A 19,033-nucleotide genomic window follows, 5' to 3' on the forward strand; every position below is an offset into this window, starting at 1 on the left:
CGGAAATGACCGTCGATCGCCCCTTCCTGCTTCTCAGCACACGGCCGGAGGACGCGGCCGCCAACGAAGAGCGGCTCTCCTTCCAGACGAAGATGCGCATCCCCGAGGACGCGATTGAACAGCGCCGCGTGGAGCAAGGCCCGCTTGGAGACGTCGACCTCGATACGTATTCGGGGGTCCTCCTTGGAGGGAGCCCGTTCAATCACACCGAGCCGTCGAAAAGCGAACTGCAACTGCGCATCGAGCGCGAGATTGGCACCCTTGTAAACGAAATCATCGACCGCGATTTTCCGCTCATGGGTGCGTGCTATGGCATCGGTACTGTTGGCAGCGCGATCGGGGCGCGGCTCGGCGACGAGCATGCCGAAGAGGCCGGCATGGTGGAGCTTTTGCTTACCGACGACGCAGTGGACGACCCACTCCTGGAGGGCTTTCCGAAGTCCTTCCCCACGCTTGTCGGACATAAAGAGGCGATCAGCGAGCTCCCGGAATCTGCGACGCTGCTGCTGACCGGTATCGAATGCCCCACCCAAATGTTTCGAGTGAAGACGAACGTCTACGCGACGCAGTTCCATCCCGAGCTCACCGCTGAGACCCTCGAAGCGCGGCTACGACTGTATGCACACCTCGGGTATTTCCGCCTCGACGTGTTTGACGACATTCTGGAGACGGCGTACGCGCACGATTACAGCTACTCGAACCGGATCCTCGCGAACTTCGCCGAGCGCTACCGTCGGTTCTAGTTCGCGGCGCGCAGGCGCGCGGGCTGGGATGTCCATCTAAGTGGACATCTGACCCATGGAGGCTTTTCAGAGAGCTTTTTGTAAGTTACGTTCAAGATACCAACGAACGAATCTATCAAATCCACCTGCGGGTGGCGCAGCGAAAGGCTCCAGCAATGCACGACGAGTACCCCCACTACCCTAACTATCCCGACTACCCCGATTACCCCGGCGATTACAGGCGCCCAATTAAGGCCACCAATCGCATCGACATCGTTTTCGAGCGTGACGACGATGCCTGCGAACACGGTTTGACGATCGAGGCCACCGCCGATGGGCCCGAAATCATCGCCGGCGTACTCGAGGCCGTCTCGCTTCACGACATCACTACCGCCGACGCCGCCCAAGGAACACGGGAAGTGCTTGCTCGGTGCAAGAGTTCCTTGGAACACATTGCGCTGTTCCACGGACCCGGCGACCCGCCACCGGACGATTACTTGGGTTCCGGCCCCGAGGTGAGGTCGGGGAATTCGTTTGACGACCCGGTCGTGTGGTACCTGCGGCTCGATTTCGCGGGTGGGGAGATTGCGATCAAGCACTCCGACGGGCCGGCGGTCCTGCGTGGGCCGTTCGACGCCGCGATTGCGAAGCAGCTCAGCACGACATTTTTTACTGAGCTCACCGAGGCCCTCGAGCACCTCGCGCCCACGGCGGCGTCCGGCAACGTCCGCGTCATCCATGAGCGTGACGGGGACAAGATTTCTGGAACCACCGTGCACATCCCGATGAACGGAACCGATGCGCTCAGCGGCGTCCTCGGCTGGATTAAGGACACCGACCGCTACATCATGGCGGAGCCCGCGCAGGCCACGAGCGGCATTGTGCAGGCGTGCCGCGGGATCGATCCGGTGGTGGTTCCGTTCCGCCTCGAGGACGACACCCATTCCGACGACAGCTTGCCGTTTAGCAACGACTGCCCGATCGTGGTCGTCGATTGCGTGGAGAAGATGATTCGGCTCCACGCCGCCGATGGCACCATCGAAGCCGAACAGAAACTGCACAAGACCGGCGCTGCACAGATCCGTCGCGCACTGCACCAGCAGTTCCGCGAGCGCGGGGTGTCTCTTGCCCCCGACTACCACAACCGGTACGGGTGGCAGCGCGATCTGGCCATTGCGGCCCCGTTCTAGCGCTCGCCGGGGTTGCGGGGTGACCCGCCGAGGTTGCCCAGAGAAACTGTTGCCGCTAGGCCAGCTCGACGATCTCCATGTATTCGTCGCTCCAAAGGTCCTCATCACCCTCCGGCATGATGATGACGCGCTCCGGCTCCAGGGCGCGCACCGCTCCAGGATCGTGGGTGACCAGCACCACCGCCCCCGTGTAGGTCTTAAGCGCGTCGAGGACCTGCTCGCGGGACTGGGGGTCGAGGTTGTTGGTGGGCTCGTCGAGTAGCAGCACATTCGCGCGAGAGGAGACGAGCGTTGCCAGCGCCAGGCGCGTCTTCTCGCCGCCAGAGAGCGTGCCGGCCGGCTGTTCGAGTTTCTCACCGGAGAACATGAACGCGCCGAGTAGACCCCGCAGGTCTTGCTGGCCGGCATCGGGGCACGCCTCGATCGTGTTCTCCCACACGGTCTTGTCTCCGTCGATGGTGTCGTGCTCCTGGGCGAAGTAGCCAATCTTCAGGCCGTGGCCGGAGACCAAGCCGCCTTCGCCATCGGTTCGCTCAACGCCGGCGAGCAGCTTGAGCAGGGTGGTCTTGCCGGCGCCGTTCGTGCCCAGCACCACTACGCGTGAGCCTTTGTCAATTGCCAGATCCACGCCCGCAAAAACCTCGAGCGAGCCGTACATCTTGGTCAACCCCTTGCCGTACAGCGGCGTTTTGCCGCACGGGGCGGGCTCTGGGAACGAGATGGCGGCGAACTTGTCGGCGACGCGGACGTCGTCAAGCTCGCTCATCATGCGCTCCGCGCGGGCAAGCATCTGCTTCGACGCCGCGGCCTTGGTCGCTTTCGCGCCGAGCTTCGCCGCCTGCTTCTGCAGTGCCGAAGCCTTTTTCTCAGCGTTTGCGCGCTCGCGGCGGCGCCGCGCCTCGTCCTCGGCGCGCGCCTTCTGGTACTTGGAAAAGCCCATGTTATAAACGTCAGCTTCCGCTCGGACGGCATCGAGGAACCAAATCTTGTTGCAGACATCCTCGAGCAGCTCGACATCGTGGGAGATCATGATCAACCCGCCCTCGTGCTTGGACAGGAATCCGCGGAGCCAAGTGATCGAGTCGGCGTCGAGGTGGTTCGTGGGCTCGTCGAGAAGCAATGTGGTGGCTGACTTCCCCGAACCAGACCGGGAGGCGAAAAGGATCTGTGCGAGCTCAACGCGGCGGCGCTGGCCGCCCGACAAGGTCTTGAGCGGCTGGTCAAGGATCCGCTCAGGCAGACCCAGGTTGTCGCAGATCTGCGCCGCTTCGGCGTTCGCCTCGTAGCCGCCGAGCGCATGGTAGCGCTCCTCCAGCCGCGAGTATTTCGCGATCGCCTTGTCGCGCTCTGCGCCGTCGGCGGTTTCCATCAAGGCCTGCTGCTTCGCCATCGAGCGCTGAATCTCGTCCAGCCCGCGCGCCGAGAGCACCCGGTCACGGGCGGTCTGCTCGATGTCGCCCTCTTTGGAGTCCTGCGGGAGGTATCCGATCTCGCCGGATCGAGTCACCGAACCGCCGTACGGCTCCGTCTCCCCCGACAGGATGCGCATCGTGGTGGTTTTGCCCGCGCCGTTGCGGCCCACCAGGCCGATGCGGTCGCCGGGCTGGACACGGAGGTGTTGCCCCGGGGCGTCGAGAAGCGTGCGCGCACCGACGCGCACCTCGAGATCATTGGTGACAATCACGCCGTACCACCTTACGCTGGCGCGGCGAAAGCGCTAAACCAAAGGTAAGCAGCGAAACTACACGGCGAACCCAAGCGCGCGGAGCTGTTCGCGGCCCTCTTCGGTGATCATGTGCGGGCCCCACGGCGGCATCCACACCCAGTTCAGCGCAATCTCATCCACGGCGGTGTTTTCAACCACGGAAATGCGAGCCTGCTCCTCAATCACGTCAGTGAGCGGGCAGGCTGGCGAGGTCAGCGTCATGTTGATGACCGCGACCGTGGGTTTCGTGGAGCCGTCTTCGGCGGTTCCACCCTCGATCCAGATGTCGTACACCAGCCCGAGGTCGATGACGTTGATGCCCAGCTCCGGGTCAATCACGTCGCGCATGAACTCTTCGACGTCGCCGACCAGCTTGAGCTGCTCCTCGGTCTGGGTCGGGCGCTCGCCCGCACCGTCGAAGTTGGACGCAGTCTTTTCTTCGTTCTGTTCCATTTCCCTATCCCTCCGTCTCGTTGCCGTTAGCCGTATCAGTTCCGGCAGCCTCAACCGCCTCAGCGGTCGCCGCCTCGAACGCCTTCCACCCCAGCAGCGCGCACTTCACGCGGGCGGGGAACTTGGCCACTCCGGCGAACGCGACGCCGTCCCCAATCAGCTCCGCATCGCCTTCGATCGTGCCGCGCGAGGTCACCATCTCCTCGAACGCAGCGAGCTTCTTCCAGGCCTCGCCCACCGACAACCCGATGAGCTCCTCGGCCATGACCGAGGTCGACGCCTGCGAAATCGAGCAGCCTTCCGCGTCGTAGGAAACATCCTCGACCGTGTCGCCGTCCGCGGACAGGTGCACCCGCAGCGTCAGCTCGTCGCCACACGACGGGTTGACGTGGTGCACCTCCGCTTCGTACGGCTCGCGCAGGCCCGCATGCTGCGGGTTCTTGTAGTGGTCCAGGATCACTTCCTGGTACATCGCTTCCAGGTTCATCGTGTGAAGAACTCCTTCGCCTTGCTTATCGACGACACCAACGCGTCAACCTCATCAAGCGTGTTGTAGAGGTAGAAGCTCGCCCGGGAGGTGGACTGCAGGTCGAGGCCTCGGTGGGCCGGCCACGCGCAGTGGTGGCCGGTGCGGATTGCCACGCCCTCGGAGTCGAGCACCTGGCCAAGGTCGTGCGGGTGCACGCCCTCGACCGTAAAGGCAATCGCGCCGCCGCGCTTCTCGGCTGTCAAAGGACCGGCGATGCGCAGGCCGTCGATAAGCTGCATCTGCTCGAGAGCATAAGCCGTGAGCTCGTGCTCGTGCCGGACGATGTTTTCCATGCCGACCTCTTCGAGGAACTCGACCGCCGCGCCGAGCCCGACGACCTGCGACGTCATCTGTGTGCCGGCCTCGAAGCGCTGCGGTGCCGGGGCGTAAGTGGAGCCTTCCATCCGCACCACCTCGATCATGGAGCCGCCGGTGAGAAATGGCGGGAGGTCGTTGAGGTGCGGCGAGTACACCGCGCCGACACCGTTGGGGCCGCACATCTTGTGGCCGGAGAACGCGGCGAAGTCGACGCCGAGCTCGCGGAAGTTGACCGGCATGTGCGGCACCGACTGGCACGCGTCGAGCACCGTGAGCGCACCGACGGCTTTCGCGCGACGCACCATCTCTTCGACATCGGCGTGCGCGCCGGTGACGTTGGACTGGTGAGTAAATGCCACCACCTTGACGGAGTCGTCGAGCTCGAGCGAGTCGAGGTCGATGCGGCCGTCTTCGGTCATCGAATACCACTTCAGCGTGGCACCCGTGCGCCGCGCCAGCTCCTGCCACGGCACGAGGTTGGCGTGGTGCTCGAGCTCGGTGATCACGATGGTGTTGCCCTCGGTGACGCGAAGGTCGCCGGCGCGCTCGTCACCGAGCACATACGCGACGAGGTTGAGTGCCTCGGTGGCATTCTTCGTGAACGCGAGCTCGTGATCTTCCGCACCCACGAAGCGGGCGATCCGGTCGCGCGCCGTCTCGTAGGCGTCCGTGGCTTCCTCCGCGAGCTGGTACGAACCGCGGTGCACGGGGGCGTTGTAGCCCATTACGAAGTCGCGCTCCGCGTCCCACACCCGCTGCGGGCGCTGCGACGTCGCGCCGGAGTCCAAGTAGACCAGCGGCTTTCCGTCACGCACCGTGCGCGACAGGATCGGGAACTCTGCGCGGATTGCTTCGACATCAAGTGCCATTAGATGAACTTCTCGTACCCTTCGGCCTCAAGCTGATCTGCGAGCTCCGGACCACCGGTTTCGACGATCTTGCCGTCCGCAAACACGTGGATGAAGTCCGGCTGCACGTAGTTCAGGATGCGCTTGTAGTGGGTGATCATGAGCACGCCGCCACCGGTCTCGTCCTGGTAGCGGTTGATGCCCTCGGACACCACGCGTAGCGCGTCGACGTCGAGGCCGGAGTCGGTCTCGTCCATCACCGCAAACTTCGGCTTCATCAGCATCAGCTGCATCACCTCGTGGCGCTTCTTCTCGCCGCCGGAGAAGCCTTCGTTCACGGAGCGCTCGCTAAACGACGCATCCATCGACAGCGCATCGCGCGCCGCGTTGAGCTCACCCACCCACTCGCGCAGCTTCGGCGCCTCGCCGCGCACCGCGGTCACCGCAGAGCGCATGAAGTTGGAGGAGGACACGCCCGGCACCTCGACCGGGTACTGCATGGCCAGGAAGAGGCCGGCGCGGGCGCGCTCGTCGATCTCCATGTCGAGGATGTTCTCGCCGTCGAGCAGCACCTCGCCCTCGGTGACCTCGTACTTCGGGTGGCCGGAAAGAGTGTAAGCAAGGGTGGACTTGCCGGAGCCGTTCGGGCCCATGATCGCGTGCGTCTCACCGCCGTTGATGGTGAGGTTCACGCCCTTGAGGATCGGAGTGGGCTCCTGGCCCTCCTCCGTCGGCAGGACGTTGGCGTGCAGGTTCTTAATTTCAAGCGTTGACATTGGGTTCCTTGTACGTGTTGGGCCGTTAGTTGTTGTTCTGCTCGAGCTCGCCTGCAACGCGGGCGATGAGTTCGTCGCGGACCGATTCCACCGGGATGTGGTTGAGCACCTCGTTGAAGAAGCCGCGGATGATCAGTCGCGTCGCTTCTTCCTCCGGGATACCGCGGGAGCGCAGGTAGAACAGCTGCTCCTCGTCGAAGCGGCCCACAGTCGCGGCGTGGCCGGCACCGGCGATCTCACCGGTCTCGATCTCCAGGTTCGGCACTGCGTCGGCGCGGGCGCCGTCGGTAAGCACGAGGTTGCGGTTCGTCTCGTAGGTGTCGGTGCCGGTCGCCGCGGCGCGGATGAGCACGTCACCGACCCAGCAGGTACGCGCCTCCGGCAGGCCGGAGTTCTTGTCGCCCTGGAGCGCGCCCTTGTACAGCACGTTGGAACGGCAGTTGGGCACCGAGTGGTCCACCAGCATGCGGTTTTCGATGTACTGACCAGCGTCGGCGAAGTACACACCGCTGAGCTCGACATCGCCGCCCGGGGCCGCGAAGGTCACGCGCGGGGTGAGGCGCACGACCTCGCCGCCGAACGCGGCAACAGTGTGGCGCAGGGTTGCGTTGCGCTCGACGCGGATCGACTGCTGGCCCACGTGCACGGCGTCGCGTGCCCACTCGGTGTCCACCACCGCGTTCACGTGCGAGCCTTCACCGATGTGCCAGTTCACATTGTCGGCGTGGGTGCCGGAGCCTTCGTAGCGCACGATGACAGTGGCCTGGGAATGCGCACCGGTTTCCACAAGGATCGTGGCAAACGTGGTGGCGTCCAGGCCGGCACCGGTCACGGTGATCACGATCGGCGCCTCAAGCACTGCATCGGCCGGCACCGTGATGATGGTGCCGTGCTCGGCCGCGCTCCACGCCTGGGCGGCCACGCGGTCGACGGGGCCGCCGGCGACCCGCAGGCGCTCATCGGAGGCGGGAACTTGCTCGACGATGACGTTGGACGGGCCGTCGACAAGCACTTGTGCCGGGGCCTGCTGAGCGAAGTCTCCGGTGTGCAACCCGCGGAGCCTGCGCAGGGAGACGAAGCGCCAAACCTCGTCGCGGCCGGAGGGAACCGGGAAGTCCGCGACGTCGAAGGACTGGAACAGATCGCCCTTGTTGTTGTGCGTGGTTGCGTTGGTTACTGGGGTGACGGGAGTGGTCAATCTAGCCCACCGATCCTTCCATTTGCAGCTCGATGAGGCGGTTGAGCTCGAGGGCGTATTCCATCGGCAGCTCCTTGGCAATCGGCTCGACGAAGCCGCGCACGATCATCGCCATCGCCTCTTCTTCCGGAATGCCGCGCGACATGAGGTAGAACAGCTGCTCCTCGCTGACCTTGGACACCTTCGCCTCGTGGCCGAGGGTGACGCGGTCGTTGCGGATGTCGTTGTACGGGTAGGTGTCCGAGCGGGAGATGTTGTCCACCAGCAGCGCGTCGCACTCGACGTTGGACACGGAGTTAGACGCGTTCGCGTTCACGTGGATCAGGCCGCGGTAAGCGGAACGGCCGCCGCCGCGCGCAACGGACTTCGACACCACGGAGGACGAGGTACGCGGCGCGAGGTGCACCATCTTCGCACCGGTGTCCTGGAACTGGCCCTCGCCGGCGAAGGCGACGGAGAGCACCTCGCCGCGGGCGTGCTCGCCGGTCATCCACACGGCCGGGTACTTCATGGTCACCTTGGAGCCGATGTTGCCGTCGACCCACTCCATGGTCGCGCCTTCCTCGGCGCGCGCACGCTTGGTCACCAGGTTGTACACGTTGTTCGACCAGTTCTGAATCGTGGTGTAGCGGCAGCGACCGCCCTTCTTCACAATGATCTCCACCACGGCGGAGTGCAGCGAGTCGGACTTGTAGATCGGTGCGGTGCAGCCCTCAACGTAGTGCACGTAGGCGTCTTCGTCGACAATGATCAGGGTGCGCTCGAACTGGCCCATGTTTTCCGTGTTGATGCGGAAGTAGGCCTGGAGCGGAATGTCCACGTGGACCCCCGGCGGGACATAGATGAAGGAGCCGCCAGACCATACCGCCGAGTTCAGCGCGGAGAACTTGTTGTCGCCGGCCGGAATGACGGAGCCGAAGTACTCCTGAAACAGCTCCGGGTGCTCGCGCAGGCCCGAGTCGGTGTCCAGGAAGATGACGCCCTTCTCCTCGAGGTCCTCGCGGATCTGGTGGTAAACCACCTCGGATTCGTACTGGGCAGCCACACCCGCAACCAGGCGCTGCTTCTCAGCTTCGGGGATGCCCAGCTTGTCGTAGGTGTTCTTAATGTCCTCGGGAAGGTCGTCCCAGGTGGTGGCCTGCTCCTCGGTGGAGCGCACGTAGTACTTGATGTTGTCGAAGTCGATGTCGCTCAAGTCGGCGCCCCAGGTGGGCATCGGCTTCTTCTCGAAGATCTCGAGCGCCTTGAGACGCTGGTTGAGCATCCACTCCGGCTCGTTCTTGATGCCGGAGATGTCGCGGACAACGTCCTCGCTCAGGCCGCGTCGGGCAGAAGCGCCCGCCACGTCGGAGTCGTGCCATCCGTAGTTGTAGGCGCCGATGGATTCGATGATCTGGTCATCGTTCATCGGGGTTTCAAGGCCGGGTGCTGGGTTAGCTTTCGTCATTGTTGCCGCTCCTTTCATAATTGTCTCCTGCCGCAGAAGCGGGTGCGGCGAGAGGGATATTGGTCGTGCAGATGCCGTGACCGTTCGCAATAAGCGCGAGCGGCTGAACGTGCCGACCCACGAGTTGAGAAATGGCCTCATGCTCTGCGTCGCACAGCTCCGGGTGCTTGGCCGCAACCGCGGAAACTGGGCAGTGGTGCTGGCAGATTTGGATGCCGCCGCCGGCGCGGGTCACCGAAGTCGCGTAACCGTGCTCCTCGAGCGCGGCAGCAACCTCGGCGACAATCGCCTTGACGCCATCGGCGTCTTCCACATCTGCAGCACCGGCACTTTCAGCACCGTTCGACGCCTCACCCCGCACGCCGCGCAGAATCTTCGCGATCCGCCCCTGGGCAAAGGCGCGCACCGCGTCGTCGCCCCCGAGCGATTCAATGAGATCCACGGCGTCGAGCGCGAGCTCGTCGTACGTATCGCCGAAGTGGCTTCGCCCCTGGTCAGTCAGCCGGAAATACTTCGCCGGGCGCCCGCGCCCAACTTCCGCCCCCGCCACGGTGTTCGCTTCGCAGGTTTCTACAAGCGCATCCGCGATCAGGGCATCGAGGTGGCGACGCACGCCTGCGGGGGTGAGCCCCAGCTCTGCGCCGAGCTCGGTGGCGGTGACGGGACCGCGCTTGAGCAGCTGCGTCATAATCGTTCGCCGCGTATCACCGCCGACACTGCGCGTAGTCGCCATCGTCTCCACCTCGCTTCCCTCGAGTTCCGGCGCAACCAAATGCTACGCCTTTTCACAACACTAGTGTGCGTTAATTCATTTCGCCCCTAAGGGTCACCTTGCTCGATAGGGGCTTTTCGCTTGACGACGGTCCCCCGCCCCACCACCCAACCGCGCCCAATAGAATCTGCCGGTGTGAATCTCCGCCACCGTACAGTACGCCCCGCCCGCGCGGGTGCGTCCAGCTTGTCCGTGCGCAGCGCGCTGCCTCGGATGGGTGACCCGGGGTCTCGATCGAGCACGTTGCATGACAGTTCGGGGGTGGGTACGGGCGCGGGTGAGGCGTCGATAAGCGAAAAGAAGCTGCTGTTCTTGCTGCGGTGGCTGGGTGCGGTGGGTGCCCTGCTGATGGGGTTCGGTGGCTTGGGTGGCGGCGCGCTGCCGGTGGTGGATAACCCGTGGTTTGGGCTGCCCGGCGGAGCGCTGATGGGGCGAATGATGCTGGCGTCGTCCTCTGTGGTGCTGGTCGGGGTGGGGCTGATGGTGGCCGCCTGGCTGCTAATGGCGCCGCTGATTGGGGTTGGGCGCAGCCCCGCGCGGGTGCCGGCGCGGGTGATGGTTGCGACGTTTGTGGCTTGGACCGCCCCTTTGCTGGTCACTGCTCCCCTGTTCACGCAGGATATTTATTCGTATCTCGCGCAGGGGTCGATCGTGCGGCAGGGCATCGACCCGTACTCCGCGGGCCCGGTCGAGCTGCTCGGTGCGGAGCACCATCTCGCGAGGTCAGTGCCGTTCATTTGGGCGGAATCCCCAAGCCCGTACGGCCCGGTCGCGCTGGGCATCGCGTCGGCGATTTCGGCGCTGACGAACGACGACATCTTCGCCGGTGTGCTCGCCCACCGCGCCATTTCATTCGTGTTTGTGTTGATCGCGGCGTGGGCGACGCTGGCGCTGGCGAAGAGGTGCCAGGTCCACGCCACGACCGCGCTGTGGCTCGGCGTGTGCAACCCGCTGACCATCCTCCACCTGATCGGCGGCATCCATAACGAAGCGATCATGGCCGCGTTCATGCTGGTCGGCCTCGAAGTAGCGTTCCGCGGGCTGGACCGGCTGGAGCGTGGCGGACTGAGCGACGCGGCTGGGTGGGCGCTGTTCGTGCTTTCCGGGGTGCTTTTGGCCTGCGGGGGCCTGGTGAAAGTGACCGGGTTTGTCGCGCTCGGGTTCACGGGCATGGCGCTGGCGCGGTTGCTTCACGCGCGCGGGCGCGCGTGTACGGGCGCGCGCGGGCGCGAGCGCGCGCGGGTGGCTGCGGCGATCGCTAGTGCCGCAGGGTTGCAGGCGGCGGTGCTCGCGGCCACGGCGGTGGTCGCTTCTTGGATTACCGGCATTGGCTTTGGTTGGGTGACTGGTCAAGGTGGCGCCGCCGAGATCCGCAGCTGGATGTCGGTGACCACGGACATCGGAATCGCTGCGAACGAGATTGGTATGCGGCTGGGCTTAGGCGACCACTCCGACGCGATGCTGCTGGTGACCCGCGGCGCCGGGCTCTTGGTGGCCGGCGCATTCATGGTGCGCATGCTGTGGGCGACGTTCACCGGGGGCATCCACCCCATCGGCGGGCTTGGGGTTTCCTTGCTCGTGCTGGTTGCGCTGTTTCCGGTTGTGCACCCGTGGTACCCGCTTTGGGCGCTCCTGCCACTCGCGGCGTGGGCGAACCGGCCCGCCTTCCGCGCCGCGGTGGCGGCGATCAGCGCCACCCTCTGCTTCTTTGTGCTGTCGCGTGGTCTCGCCCTGCCACCAGACGCGGTGGCAACCATCTACACCACCGCCGCGGCGTACTTTGCGGTGCTTGCCTTCCTCGCCTGGATCTGGTGGCGGCGGCGCGGGCACCTCGCGGTACGATAACCAGCCATGGAGCACGCCCTGGTTGTCGATTCCGTGGTGAAGCGCTTCGGCGACACTACAGCCGTCGACGGCATGACGTTTTCAGCAGAGCGCGGAGAGATTCTTGCGCTGCTCGGGCCGAACGGCGCGGGCAAATCGACGCTGATCGACATGTGCACGGGCTTCGCCTCCCCCACCGCCGGGGCAATTCGGGTGCTGGGCATCGATCCGGCCGCCCACCCGCAAAAGGTCCGCGACCGGATCGGCATCATGCTTCAGGAGGGCGGCGGCTACTCAGCGGCAACCGTGACCCAGATGCTCGAGCTGGCGACCGCGTACCACCTCAACCCGCACGACCCGCAGTGGTTGCTTGAGCTTCTTGGGTTGGAGGGTGTCGCGAAGACATCGTACCGCCGGCTCTCGGGCGGGCAGCGGCAGCGGCTCTCGCTGGCGCTGGCGATCATCGGTAAGCCCGAGCTGGTGTTTCTCGATGAACCGACGGCCGGCCTTGATGCGCAATCGCGGCACGCGGTGTGGGAAATCATCGAAGCCCTCAAGCGCGACGGCACGACCGTGGTCGTGACCACCCACCTCATGGATGAGGCGGAGGCTCTCGCCGACCGCGTGGTCATCGTAGACCGCGGGCGTGTGGTGGCCAAGGGCACCCCCGCGCAGCTGATCGCGCAAGAGAAGTTCGAGGCTGACGCAGCCACGATTAGCGTCGAGACCGCCACCGCGCTCGATCTCGCCGCGCTGAATGAAGCGTTGGCCCCATTCGGTCTTGCAGCGGAGGCTCCTCGGAACCTGCGCTACCTCATACAGGGAGCTGGGACTCCCGAGGTCCTTGCAGCCCTCGCCGCCGAGGCGGCGCGCCAAGGCGTGCTAATCCGCGACCTCGCGGTTGCCCACCACAGCCTCGAAGACGTCTTCTTGTCCCTCACCGGCCGAGAGCTTCGGAGCTAACCCAACGAGCCCAGCGAAACAGCTAAAACCTGCTAACCACTGAAAGGAGCAACCGCATGACGCACGCCGATGCCCAACCCGACGCCCCCGCAAGCCGCGACCTCGCCCCCGGCACATTCACTCCGGACCCGCGCCCCGCGCCCCTTCGCACCATGGCAGCAGCCCAAGGCGGCCTCGAGGCGCGCCTCATGCTGGTGCACGGCGAGCAACTTTTGCTCAACATCATCATCCCCGCAGCCCTCCTCGTCGGCACCGTCATCATGCCTGTGTTCGGCGACATCGGCTTCGGCGTGATCGTGCCGATGGTGTTCGCAGCCGCGGCGACGTCGGTGGGATTCACCGGCCAAGCAATCGCGCTCGCCTTTGACCGTCGTTACGGTGCGCTCAAGCGAGCCGGTGCCTCCGGCGCTCCGCCCTGGGTGATCATCTGCGGCAAGATCATCGGAGTCCTCGCCGTGGTAGCCGTGCAAATCCTCATTCTCGGAGCCCTCGCCTTCGCCCTCGGCTGGCGCGTGGGCGTGGGCGGGGCCCTTGCCGGCCTAGCCACGCTCCTCGTCGGCGTCGCCGTATTCACCGCGCTCGGGCTCTACCTCGGCGGCTCCTGGTCGCCCGAGATCGTGCTCGCGGTGGCTAACCTCATTTGGATCGTGCTGATGGGCACGCTCGGCTGGGTGGTCTACTCCTTCGACATCACCGACGCTGGATGGTGGTACTTAGTGCCCTCAGTCGCGCTCACCGGCGCCCTCATCGACGCGTTCCAGCTCGCATTCAACGCCCCTGCGTGGCTCGCGCTGCTCGGCTGGGGCGTCGCCGGAGCCGCGGCGGCGGCGCGCTGGTTCCGCTTTGACGCTTAAGCGCCGCTTACACAGACGCTCGAGCAGATGGGTGCATCTGAACACCTGTCAGTTAAACTAAGCCTCGAAGGCACTCATACCAAAGTTGGAGAGGAAGGGAGCGTCCGTGAGCACCACGCACGCGAGTACGGCTGGGGCGGCTGAAGGGGGCGTCGATAAGCGAAAAAGCTCCGAGCCAAGCGTGAAGGTTCAGCGAACCTTGGCGATGATCCTGCTGCTGTGCCAGGGCGGCATCACCGTGACCGGCTCACTGGTGCGGGTCACCGGATCAGGGCTGGGCTGCGACACCTGGCCGCTGTGCCACGAAGGGTCCCTGGTGCCGGTGGCGGGCGCCGCGCCGTGGATCCACCAGGCGATCGAATTTGGCAACCGTTTGCTCGCTTTCGTGGTGGCCGCGGCCGCGGTCGCGGTCCTGCTCGCGGTGTACCGTGCGTCGCGCCGCTCCGAGATCAAGAACCTGGCCATCGCCTCCCTTGCCGGCGTGGCGCTGCAGGCGATCATCGGCGGCATTTCCGTGCTGCTGGACCTGCGGTGGTGGTCTGTGGCGGTGCACTTCCTGCCGTCGATGGCGCTGGTGTTCATCGCCGCGGTGCTGTACATGCGCATCGCTGAGCCGGACGATGCCGCACCGACAACCCGATACCCCAGCGCCGTGCAAACGTGGGTGGTTGTGGCCGCCGTCGCGTTATGCTTCGTGCTGATCACCGGCACAATGGTGACCGGCTCCGGCCCGCACTCCGGCGACTCAGGGGTGGGCATGGAAGGCCGCCTCGCGCTGGACACGAGGATGCTCGCCTATGTCCACGCTGCCTGCATGTACGTCTACCTCGCTGCGACCTTGGTCAGCGTCTATCTGCTTCGACGCCACCACGCGCCGAAGGACGCGTTCAACACCTCGCTGGTGCTCGTCGGCATGATCGTCGTGCAATGGGCGATCGGGGTTGCGCAGTTCTACCTCGGCGTGCCGCGCTGGACGGTGCCGATGCACATCGCGATGAGTTCCGTCGTTGTCGCGTTCTCCGCGTTCCTTTTCGCGCACGCTAAGCGCCGCCTGCCCCTCCTCACCGAATACTCCACCAAAGTCTAAGTACGGTGGGGTGGCATGAAAGCCATCCAAGTCACAGAACACGGCGGGCCCGAGGTCCTCCACTACACCGACGTCGACGCACCGCAGCCATCGCAGGAGCAATTGCTTATCGACGTCTCCTTTACCGGCGTCAACTACATCGACACCTACTTTCGCTCGGGGACGTACCCGCAGGAGGTGCCGTACATCCCGGGCACCGAGGGGTCGGGGCGCGTCGCCTACGACCCGAAGGGCGAGATCGCCGAGGGCACACTCGTGGCGTTCAACGAGGCGGTTGGCACCTACGCGGAGCAGACGGTGGTGGACCGGAATCGGGTTGTCGCCGTGCCGGAGGGTGTCGCCCCCGAGGTGGCTGCGTCGATGCTGCTGCAGGGCATGACTGCGCATTACCTCACCGAGGGCGTGTGGCCGGTGGACGCGGAGACGTCGCTGGTGGTCACCGCAGGTGCTGGCGGCGTGGGGTTGATTCTCACCCAGATGGCGGCCGCGAAGGGCGCGCGCATTTTCTCGGTGGTGTCTACCGAGGAGAAGGCGGAGCTCGCGCGCGGGGCGGGTGCCACCGAGGTGTTCACCTACTCCGACGACTTGGCTGACCGCATCAAGGAGGCCAACGGCGGCGAGGGTGTCGACGTGGTCTACGACGGCGTGGGCAAGGACACCTTCGACTTCGCGCTCGACGTCACCCGGCGCCGCGGGATGGTCTGTTCCTTCGGTTCGGCTTCCGGCGACGTGGAGCCGTTTGAGATCCAGCGTCTCAACCGCGGCGGTTCGCTGTTTCTCACCCGCCCGAAGCTCGGGGACTACACCGCGACTGACGACGAGTTCCGGCTCCGCGCCCAAGCCGTTGCGCGCGGCGTGGAGGACGGCACGTTGTCCTTCCGCATCCACCCGCCGTACGCGCTCGAGGACGCGCGCCAGGCGCACGAGGATCTGCATGCTCGGAAGACGACTGGGTCTGTTGTCCTGCGGGTGAGCGAATAGCGCTGAGCCTAGCGCTCGCGGACGCTAGGCGCCGAACACCGTCGGCAGGCCCAGCACCGCATCCACCGACAACCCAAGGAAAAGCGCCGCAAGGTAGTTGTTCGAGAGGATGAACAGCTTCAGCGGCTTCACCTCGGCACCGGCCTTGATGCCGTTGTGCAGCCGGGTAGCCACAATGAGGAAGGCCGCGCCCGACACCACCGCGACTAGAAGGTAGATCCAGGATGCCGCCGGCACGAGCAGCAGCGACGTCGCCACCGTCAGCCAGGAGTACAGCAGGATCTGCCGGGTGGTCTCCGCCGGGGAGGCGACCACCGGCAGCATCGGCACGTTGGCGCGCGCGTAGTCGTCTTTGTACTTCATGGCCAGCGCCCACGTGTGCGGCGGCGTCCAGAAGAAGATGATCATGAACATCACGATCGCCTGCCACCAGTGATCCTGGGACCCGTCGTGGACGTTGTCGCGGATCACGGCCCAGCCGACCAGCACGGGCATGCACCCGGCAGCCCCGCCCCAGATCACGTTCTGCCAGGTCCGGCGCTTGAGCCACTTCGTGTACACGAAGATGTAGAACACGTTGGTCAGCACAATGAACAGCGCCGCAAGCCACGAGTTGCACACAAAGCCGAGGAACAACACGGATGCGATGAGCAGCGTCCACGCGAAAACCGTCGCCTTCTGCTTGGTCACCCGCTCGCGCACGAGCGGACGCGCGCGGGTGCGGCCCATGAGCTGGTCGATGTCGTAGTCCGCAACCATGTTGAAGGTGTTGGCGGCGGCCGCGCCCATCCACCCGCCGAGAAGGGTGCCCAGAATCAGCCAGAGGTGCACCTCGCCGCGGTGGGCCTGGAGCATCGCGGGTATTGCGGCGACGAGGAGGAGCTCAATGACCCTCGGCTTCGTCAGCGCGAAATACGCCTTGATGGTCTCCAACACGTCTCCTTCACAACAGTTGCCGGTGGCTTCGACGATCCTTTGTCAGCCCCGGCATCATTCCTTTGGTTGATACTAGTCGCCGGGTCGCAAGCTCAGCGAATCGCGGGGCTTGAGCTTATCGACGCCCCTTTCAACGGCCCCAGTGCAACCGTTGCACAACCCCACCCCCACCCGGTGCCTGGCGCGGTAGGATTCCTGGTGCACCAAACACATCTACAAAGTGAGGAAACTGTGCCAGAGTCAACGCTGCCCCCCGAACTTCAGGCCATGACCGTCCGGAATTACCCGGACGATTGGACGGAGACCGATACGAGGGCAGTGGACACCGCGCGCGTCCTCGCCGCGGACGCGGTTGAGAACTGCGGTTCCGGCCACCCGGGCACGGCGATGTCGCTGGCACCTTTGGCCTACACCTTGTTCCAGCGCGTGATGGACATTGATCCGGCCGACCCGAAGTGGCTCGGTCGCGACCGTTTCGTGTTGTCGAACGGCCACTCCTCGCTAACCCAGTACATCCAGCTGTACCTCGGCGGCATGGGTCTGGAGATGGAAGACCTGAAGTCGCTTCGCACCTGGGCTTCGAAGACCCCGGGCCACCCGGAGTACAACCACACCGATCACATCGAGATCACCACTGGTCCGCTCGGTCAGGGCCTCGCCTCTGCGGTGGGCATGGCGATGGCATCGCGCTACGAACGCGGCCTTCTCGACCCGGACGCTGCTCCCGGCGAGAGCCCGTTCGACCACTTCATCTACGTGGTCGCCGGCGACGGCTGCCTCCAGGAGGGCGTCACCTCCGAGGCGTCGTCACTCGCGGGCACCCAAAAGCTGGGCAACCTCATCCTGTTCTGGGACGACAACCGCATCTCCATCGAAGACGACACGCAGATCGCCTTCACCGAGGACGTGCTCGCGCGCTACGAGGCGTACGGCTGGCAGACGCTGACCGTCGAGTCCGGCGAGGATGTCGCTGCCATCGAGGCCGCCGTCGCAGAGGCGAAGGCTGAAACCGCCCGCCCGACCATCATCCGCGTCAAGACGGTGATCGGCTACCCGGCCCCGACGCTGATGAACACCGGCGCGATCCACGGCGCGGCACTTGGCGCAGACGAGGTCGCCCGCGTCAAGGAAGCGCTCGGCTTCGACACCGACGTGCACTTCCCCGAGGAAACCGAGGTCATCGAACACACCCGCAAGCTGCGCGATCGCGGCGCTGAGAAGCGCGCCGCTTGGCAGGAGCGTTTCAACACCTGGGCCGAGGCGAACCCGGAGGCGAAGGCGCTGCTCGACCGCATGCAGAACCGCGGCCTGCCGGAGAACTGGGCAAACGAGTTTCCAATTTGGGAGCCGGACGCGAAGGGCCTGGCCACCCGCAAGGCATCCGAGGCTGCCATTCAGGCCGCCGCTGCAGCACTTCCTGAGCTCTGGGGTGGCTCGGCTGACCTCGCCGGCTCCAACAACACCCTGATCAAGGGCGCCCCGTCGTTCGGCCCGGAGGAGATCTCCACCGAGATGTTCACGGCGCACCCGTACGGCCGCAACCTGCACTTTGGCATCCGCGAGCACGCAATGGGCGCCGTGATGAACGGCATTAACCTGCACGGCCCGACCCGCGTCTACGGCGGCACCTTCCTAATCTTCTCGGAGTACCTCTACCCCGCCATCCGCGTCGCGGCGCTTTCCGGCATCGACGGCTACTACGTGTTCACCCACGACTCGATCGGCCTCGGCGAAGACGGCCCAACCCACCAGCCGGTGGAGACCCTCGCTGCCCTGCGCGCCATCCCGGACCTCGCCGTGATCCGCCCAGCGGATGCGAACGAGACCTCCGCTGCGTGGCGAGCCGCGCTCGAGGCGAAGCCGCAGCCGAAGGCGCTCGCACTCTCGCGCCAGAACCTGCCGGTGCTCGAGGGCACCAAGGAAAAGGCATACGAGGGCATGAAGCGCGGCGGCTACGTCCTGGTCGAGGAGTCCGGCGACAAGGCCGACCTCGTGCTCATCGCAACCGGCTCCGAGGTGCAGTACGCCGTCGAGGCCGCCCAGCAGCTCGAGGCCGACGGCGTCTCTACCCGCGTGGTTTCCATGCCGTGCATGGAGTGGTTCATGGAGCAGGACGACGCCTACATCGACGAAGTCCTGCCGCGCGACGTGCAGGCGCGCGTCACCGTTGAGGCCGGCGTGTCCATGCCCTGGTTCCGCTTCCTCGGTGAGCACGGCCGCGCGGTTTCGCTGGAGCACTTCGGCGCCTCGGCTCCAGGTTCGGAGCTGTTCGAGCGCTTCGGCTTTACGACGGACAACGTGGTCCGCGTCGCCCGCGAAACCCTCGAGTGCGTCGCAAACAACCGTACGGTGCCCGTCAGCGAGCGCGTCGGCGACACCGAAGCTGAACCGACCCGCGGCGACGGCAAGTAATCCACTCCCCACGTAAGG

At 65.3% G+C, this 19,033-nt stretch carries 17 protein-coding genes; 8 read left to right on the forward strand and 9 right to left on the reverse strand.

Annotated features, from left to right (window positions below):
* The first annotated feature begins 5 nt into the window (after nt 1-5).
* Nucleotides 6-743, forward strand: coding sequence for a glutamine amidotransferase (locus CGLAUT_RS06395; protein ID WP_290184113.1), 738 nt, complete (start codon nt 6-8; stop codon nt 741-743).
* A 155-nt stretch (nt 744-898) separates the two neighbouring features.
* On the forward strand, nt 899-1,912 hold the full coding sequence (locus tag CGLAUT_RS06400; RefSeq protein ID WP_290184115.1) for a hypothetical protein: 1,014 nt from the start codon (nt 899-901) through the stop codon (nt 1,910-1,912).
* Between the two features lie 55 nt (nt 1,913-1,967).
* Here CGLAUT_RS06400 and CGLAUT_RS06405 read toward each other — a convergent pair whose 3' ends face one another.
* The 8 genes from CGLAUT_RS06405 to CGLAUT_RS06440 are packed head-to-tail and all read right to left on the reverse strand — an operon-like array spanning nt 1,968 to nt 9,919.
* Nucleotides 1,968-3,596 carry an ABC-F family ATP-binding cassette domain-containing protein gene (locus tag CGLAUT_RS06405; RefSeq protein ID WP_290184117.1) on the reverse strand — a complete coding sequence of 543 codons (1,629 nt, stop codon included), beginning with the start codon at nt 3,594-3,596 and terminating at the stop codon, nt 1,968-1,970.
* Between the two features lie 57 nt (nt 3,597-3,653).
* Nucleotides 3,654-4,070 (reverse strand): metal-sulfur cluster assembly factor, encoded by a 417-nt coding sequence (locus tag CGLAUT_RS06410; protein ID WP_290184118.1) that lies wholly within the window; start codon nt 4,068-4,070, stop codon nt 3,654-3,656.
* Between the two features lie 4 nt (nt 4,071-4,074).
* The gene (sufU, locus tag CGLAUT_RS06415) at nt 4,075-4,557 is read right to left on the reverse strand and encodes a Fe-S cluster assembly sulfur transfer protein SufU (protein ID WP_095659998.1); all 483 of its coding nucleotides are present in this window, start codon (nt 4,555-4,557) and stop codon (nt 4,075-4,077) included.
* Complete coding sequence (locus CGLAUT_RS06420; protein ID WP_290184122.1) at nt 4,554-5,786, reverse strand: cysteine desulfurase; 1,233 nt, start codon at nt 5,784-5,786, stop codon at nt 4,554-4,556. The genes sufU and CGLAUT_RS06420 overlap by 4 nt, the downstream gene beginning before the upstream one ends.
* Entirely contained in the window at nt 5,786-6,541 is a 756-nt protein-coding gene (sufC, locus tag CGLAUT_RS06425) for a Fe-S cluster assembly ATPase SufC (RefSeq protein WP_095660000.1), read from the reverse strand. The genes CGLAUT_RS06420 and sufC overlap by 1 nt, the downstream gene beginning before the upstream one ends.
* 25 nt (nt 6,542-6,566) lie before the next feature.
* Nucleotides 6,567-7,739, reverse strand: a complete 1,173-nt coding sequence (gene sufD, locus CGLAUT_RS06430; RefSeq protein WP_290184124.1) for a Fe-S cluster assembly protein SufD — start codon at nt 7,737-7,739, stop codon at nt 6,567-6,569.
* 1 nt (nt 7,740) lies between these two features.
* A complete protein-coding gene (gene sufB, locus CGLAUT_RS06435; protein ID WP_290184126.1) occupies nt 7,741-9,186 on the reverse strand; it encodes a Fe-S cluster assembly protein SufB in 1,446 nt (481 codons plus the stop codon).
* The gene (locus CGLAUT_RS06440) at nt 9,173-9,919 is read right to left on the reverse strand and encodes a helix-turn-helix transcriptional regulator (RefSeq protein WP_290184128.1); all 747 of its coding nucleotides are present in this window, start codon (nt 9,917-9,919) and stop codon (nt 9,173-9,175) included. The genes sufB and CGLAUT_RS06440 overlap by 14 nt, the downstream gene beginning before the upstream one ends.
* 174 nt (nt 9,920-10,093) lie before the next feature.
* Between CGLAUT_RS06440 and mptB the strand changes: the two genes are divergently transcribed.
* From mptB to CGLAUT_RS06465, 5 genes are all read left to right on the forward strand, one after another.
* Nucleotides 10,094-11,803 carry a polyprenol phosphomannose-dependent alpha 1,6 mannosyltransferase MptB gene (gene mptB / locus CGLAUT_RS06445; RefSeq protein WP_343898658.1) on the forward strand — a complete coding sequence of 570 codons (1,710 nt, stop codon included), beginning with the start codon at nt 10,094-10,096 and terminating at the stop codon, nt 11,801-11,803.
* Between the two features lie 6 nt (nt 11,804-11,809).
* Nucleotides 11,810-12,745, forward strand: a complete 936-nt coding sequence (locus CGLAUT_RS06450; protein ID WP_290184129.1) for an ABC transporter ATP-binding protein — start codon at nt 11,810-11,812, stop codon at nt 12,743-12,745.
* 56 nt (nt 12,746-12,801) lie between these two features.
* On the forward strand, nt 12,802-13,599 hold the full coding sequence (locus tag CGLAUT_RS06455) for an ABC-2 transporter permease (protein ID WP_290184130.1): 798 nt from the start codon (nt 12,802-12,804) through the stop codon (nt 13,597-13,599).
* A 106-nt stretch (nt 13,600-13,705) separates the two neighbouring features.
* Nucleotides 13,706-14,686 carry a COX15/CtaA family protein gene (locus tag CGLAUT_RS06460; protein WP_425551693.1) on the forward strand — a complete coding sequence of 327 codons (981 nt, stop codon included), beginning with the start codon at nt 13,706-13,708 and terminating at the stop codon, nt 14,684-14,686.
* Between the two features lie 15 nt (nt 14,687-14,701).
* Nucleotides 14,702-15,667, forward strand: coding sequence for a quinone oxidoreductase family protein (locus CGLAUT_RS06465; protein ID WP_290184132.1), 966 nt, complete (start codon nt 14,702-14,704; stop codon nt 15,665-15,667).
* Between the two features lie 24 nt (nt 15,668-15,691).
* Here CGLAUT_RS06465 and CGLAUT_RS06470 read toward each other — a convergent pair whose 3' ends face one another.
* Entirely contained in the window at nt 15,692-16,600 is a 909-nt protein-coding gene (locus CGLAUT_RS06470; protein WP_290187063.1) for a heme o synthase, read from the reverse strand.
* 270 nt (nt 16,601-16,870) lie between these two features.
* Here CGLAUT_RS06470 and tkt point away from each other — a divergent pair, with 270 nt between their 5' ends.
* Nucleotides 16,871-19,015: a transketolase gene (gene tkt / locus CGLAUT_RS06475; RefSeq protein ID WP_290184134.1), complete on the forward strand. Its 2,145-nt coding sequence runs from the start codon at nt 16,871-16,873 to the stop codon at nt 19,013-19,015.
* Nucleotides 19,016-19,033: the final 18 nt, after the last annotated feature.

The sequence above is a fragment of the Corynebacterium glaucum genome, assembly GCF_030408855.1.
Lineage (GTDB): Bacteria > Actinomycetota > Actinomycetes > Mycobacteriales > Mycobacteriaceae > Corynebacterium > Corynebacterium glaucum.

What these genes read in the sequence shown, in the direction of transcription:
- CGLAUT_RS06395 (WP_290184113.1), top strand. Translation starts at nt 6, where the DNA reads ATGACCGTCGATCGCCCCTTCCTGCTTCTCAGCACACGGCCGGAGGAC.
- CGLAUT_RS06400 (WP_290184115.1), top strand. Translation starts at nt 899, where the DNA reads ATGCACGACGAGTACCCCCACTACCCTAACTATCCCGACTACCCCGAT.
- CGLAUT_RS06410 (WP_290184118.1), bottom strand. Translation starts at nt 4,070, where the DNA reads ATGGAACAGAACGAAGAAAAGACTGCGTCCAACTTCGACGGTGCGGGC.
- sufU (WP_095659998.1), bottom strand. Translation starts at nt 4,557, where the DNA reads ATGAACCTGGAAGCGATGTACCAGGAAGTGATCCTGGACCACTACAAG.
- CGLAUT_RS06420 (WP_290184122.1), bottom strand. Translation starts at nt 5,786, where the DNA reads ATGGCACTTGATGTCGAAGCAATCCGCGCAGAGTTCCCGATCCTGTCG.
- sufC (WP_095660000.1), bottom strand. Translation starts at nt 6,541, where the DNA reads ATGTCAACGCTTGAAATTAAGAACCTGCACGCCAACGTCCTGCCGACG.
- sufB (WP_290184126.1), bottom strand. Translation starts at nt 9,186, where the DNA reads ATGACGAAAGCTAACCCAGCACCCGGCCTTGAAACCCCGATGAACGAT.
- CGLAUT_RS06440 (WP_290184128.1), bottom strand. Translation starts at nt 9,919, where the DNA reads ATGGCGACTACGCGCAGTGTCGGCGGTGATACGCGGCGAACGATTATG.
- CGLAUT_RS06450 (WP_290184129.1), top strand. Translation starts at nt 11,810, where the DNA reads ATGGAGCACGCCCTGGTTGTCGATTCCGTGGTGAAGCGCTTCGGCGAC.
- CGLAUT_RS06455 (WP_290184130.1), top strand. Translation starts at nt 12,802, where the DNA reads ATGACGCACGCCGATGCCCAACCCGACGCCCCCGCAAGCCGCGACCTC.
- CGLAUT_RS06465 (WP_290184132.1), top strand. Translation starts at nt 14,702, where the DNA reads ATGAAAGCCATCCAAGTCACAGAACACGGCGGGCCCGAGGTCCTCCAC.
- tkt (WP_290184134.1), top strand. Translation starts at nt 16,871, where the DNA reads ATGACCGTCCGGAATTACCCGGACGATTGGACGGAGACCGATACGAGG.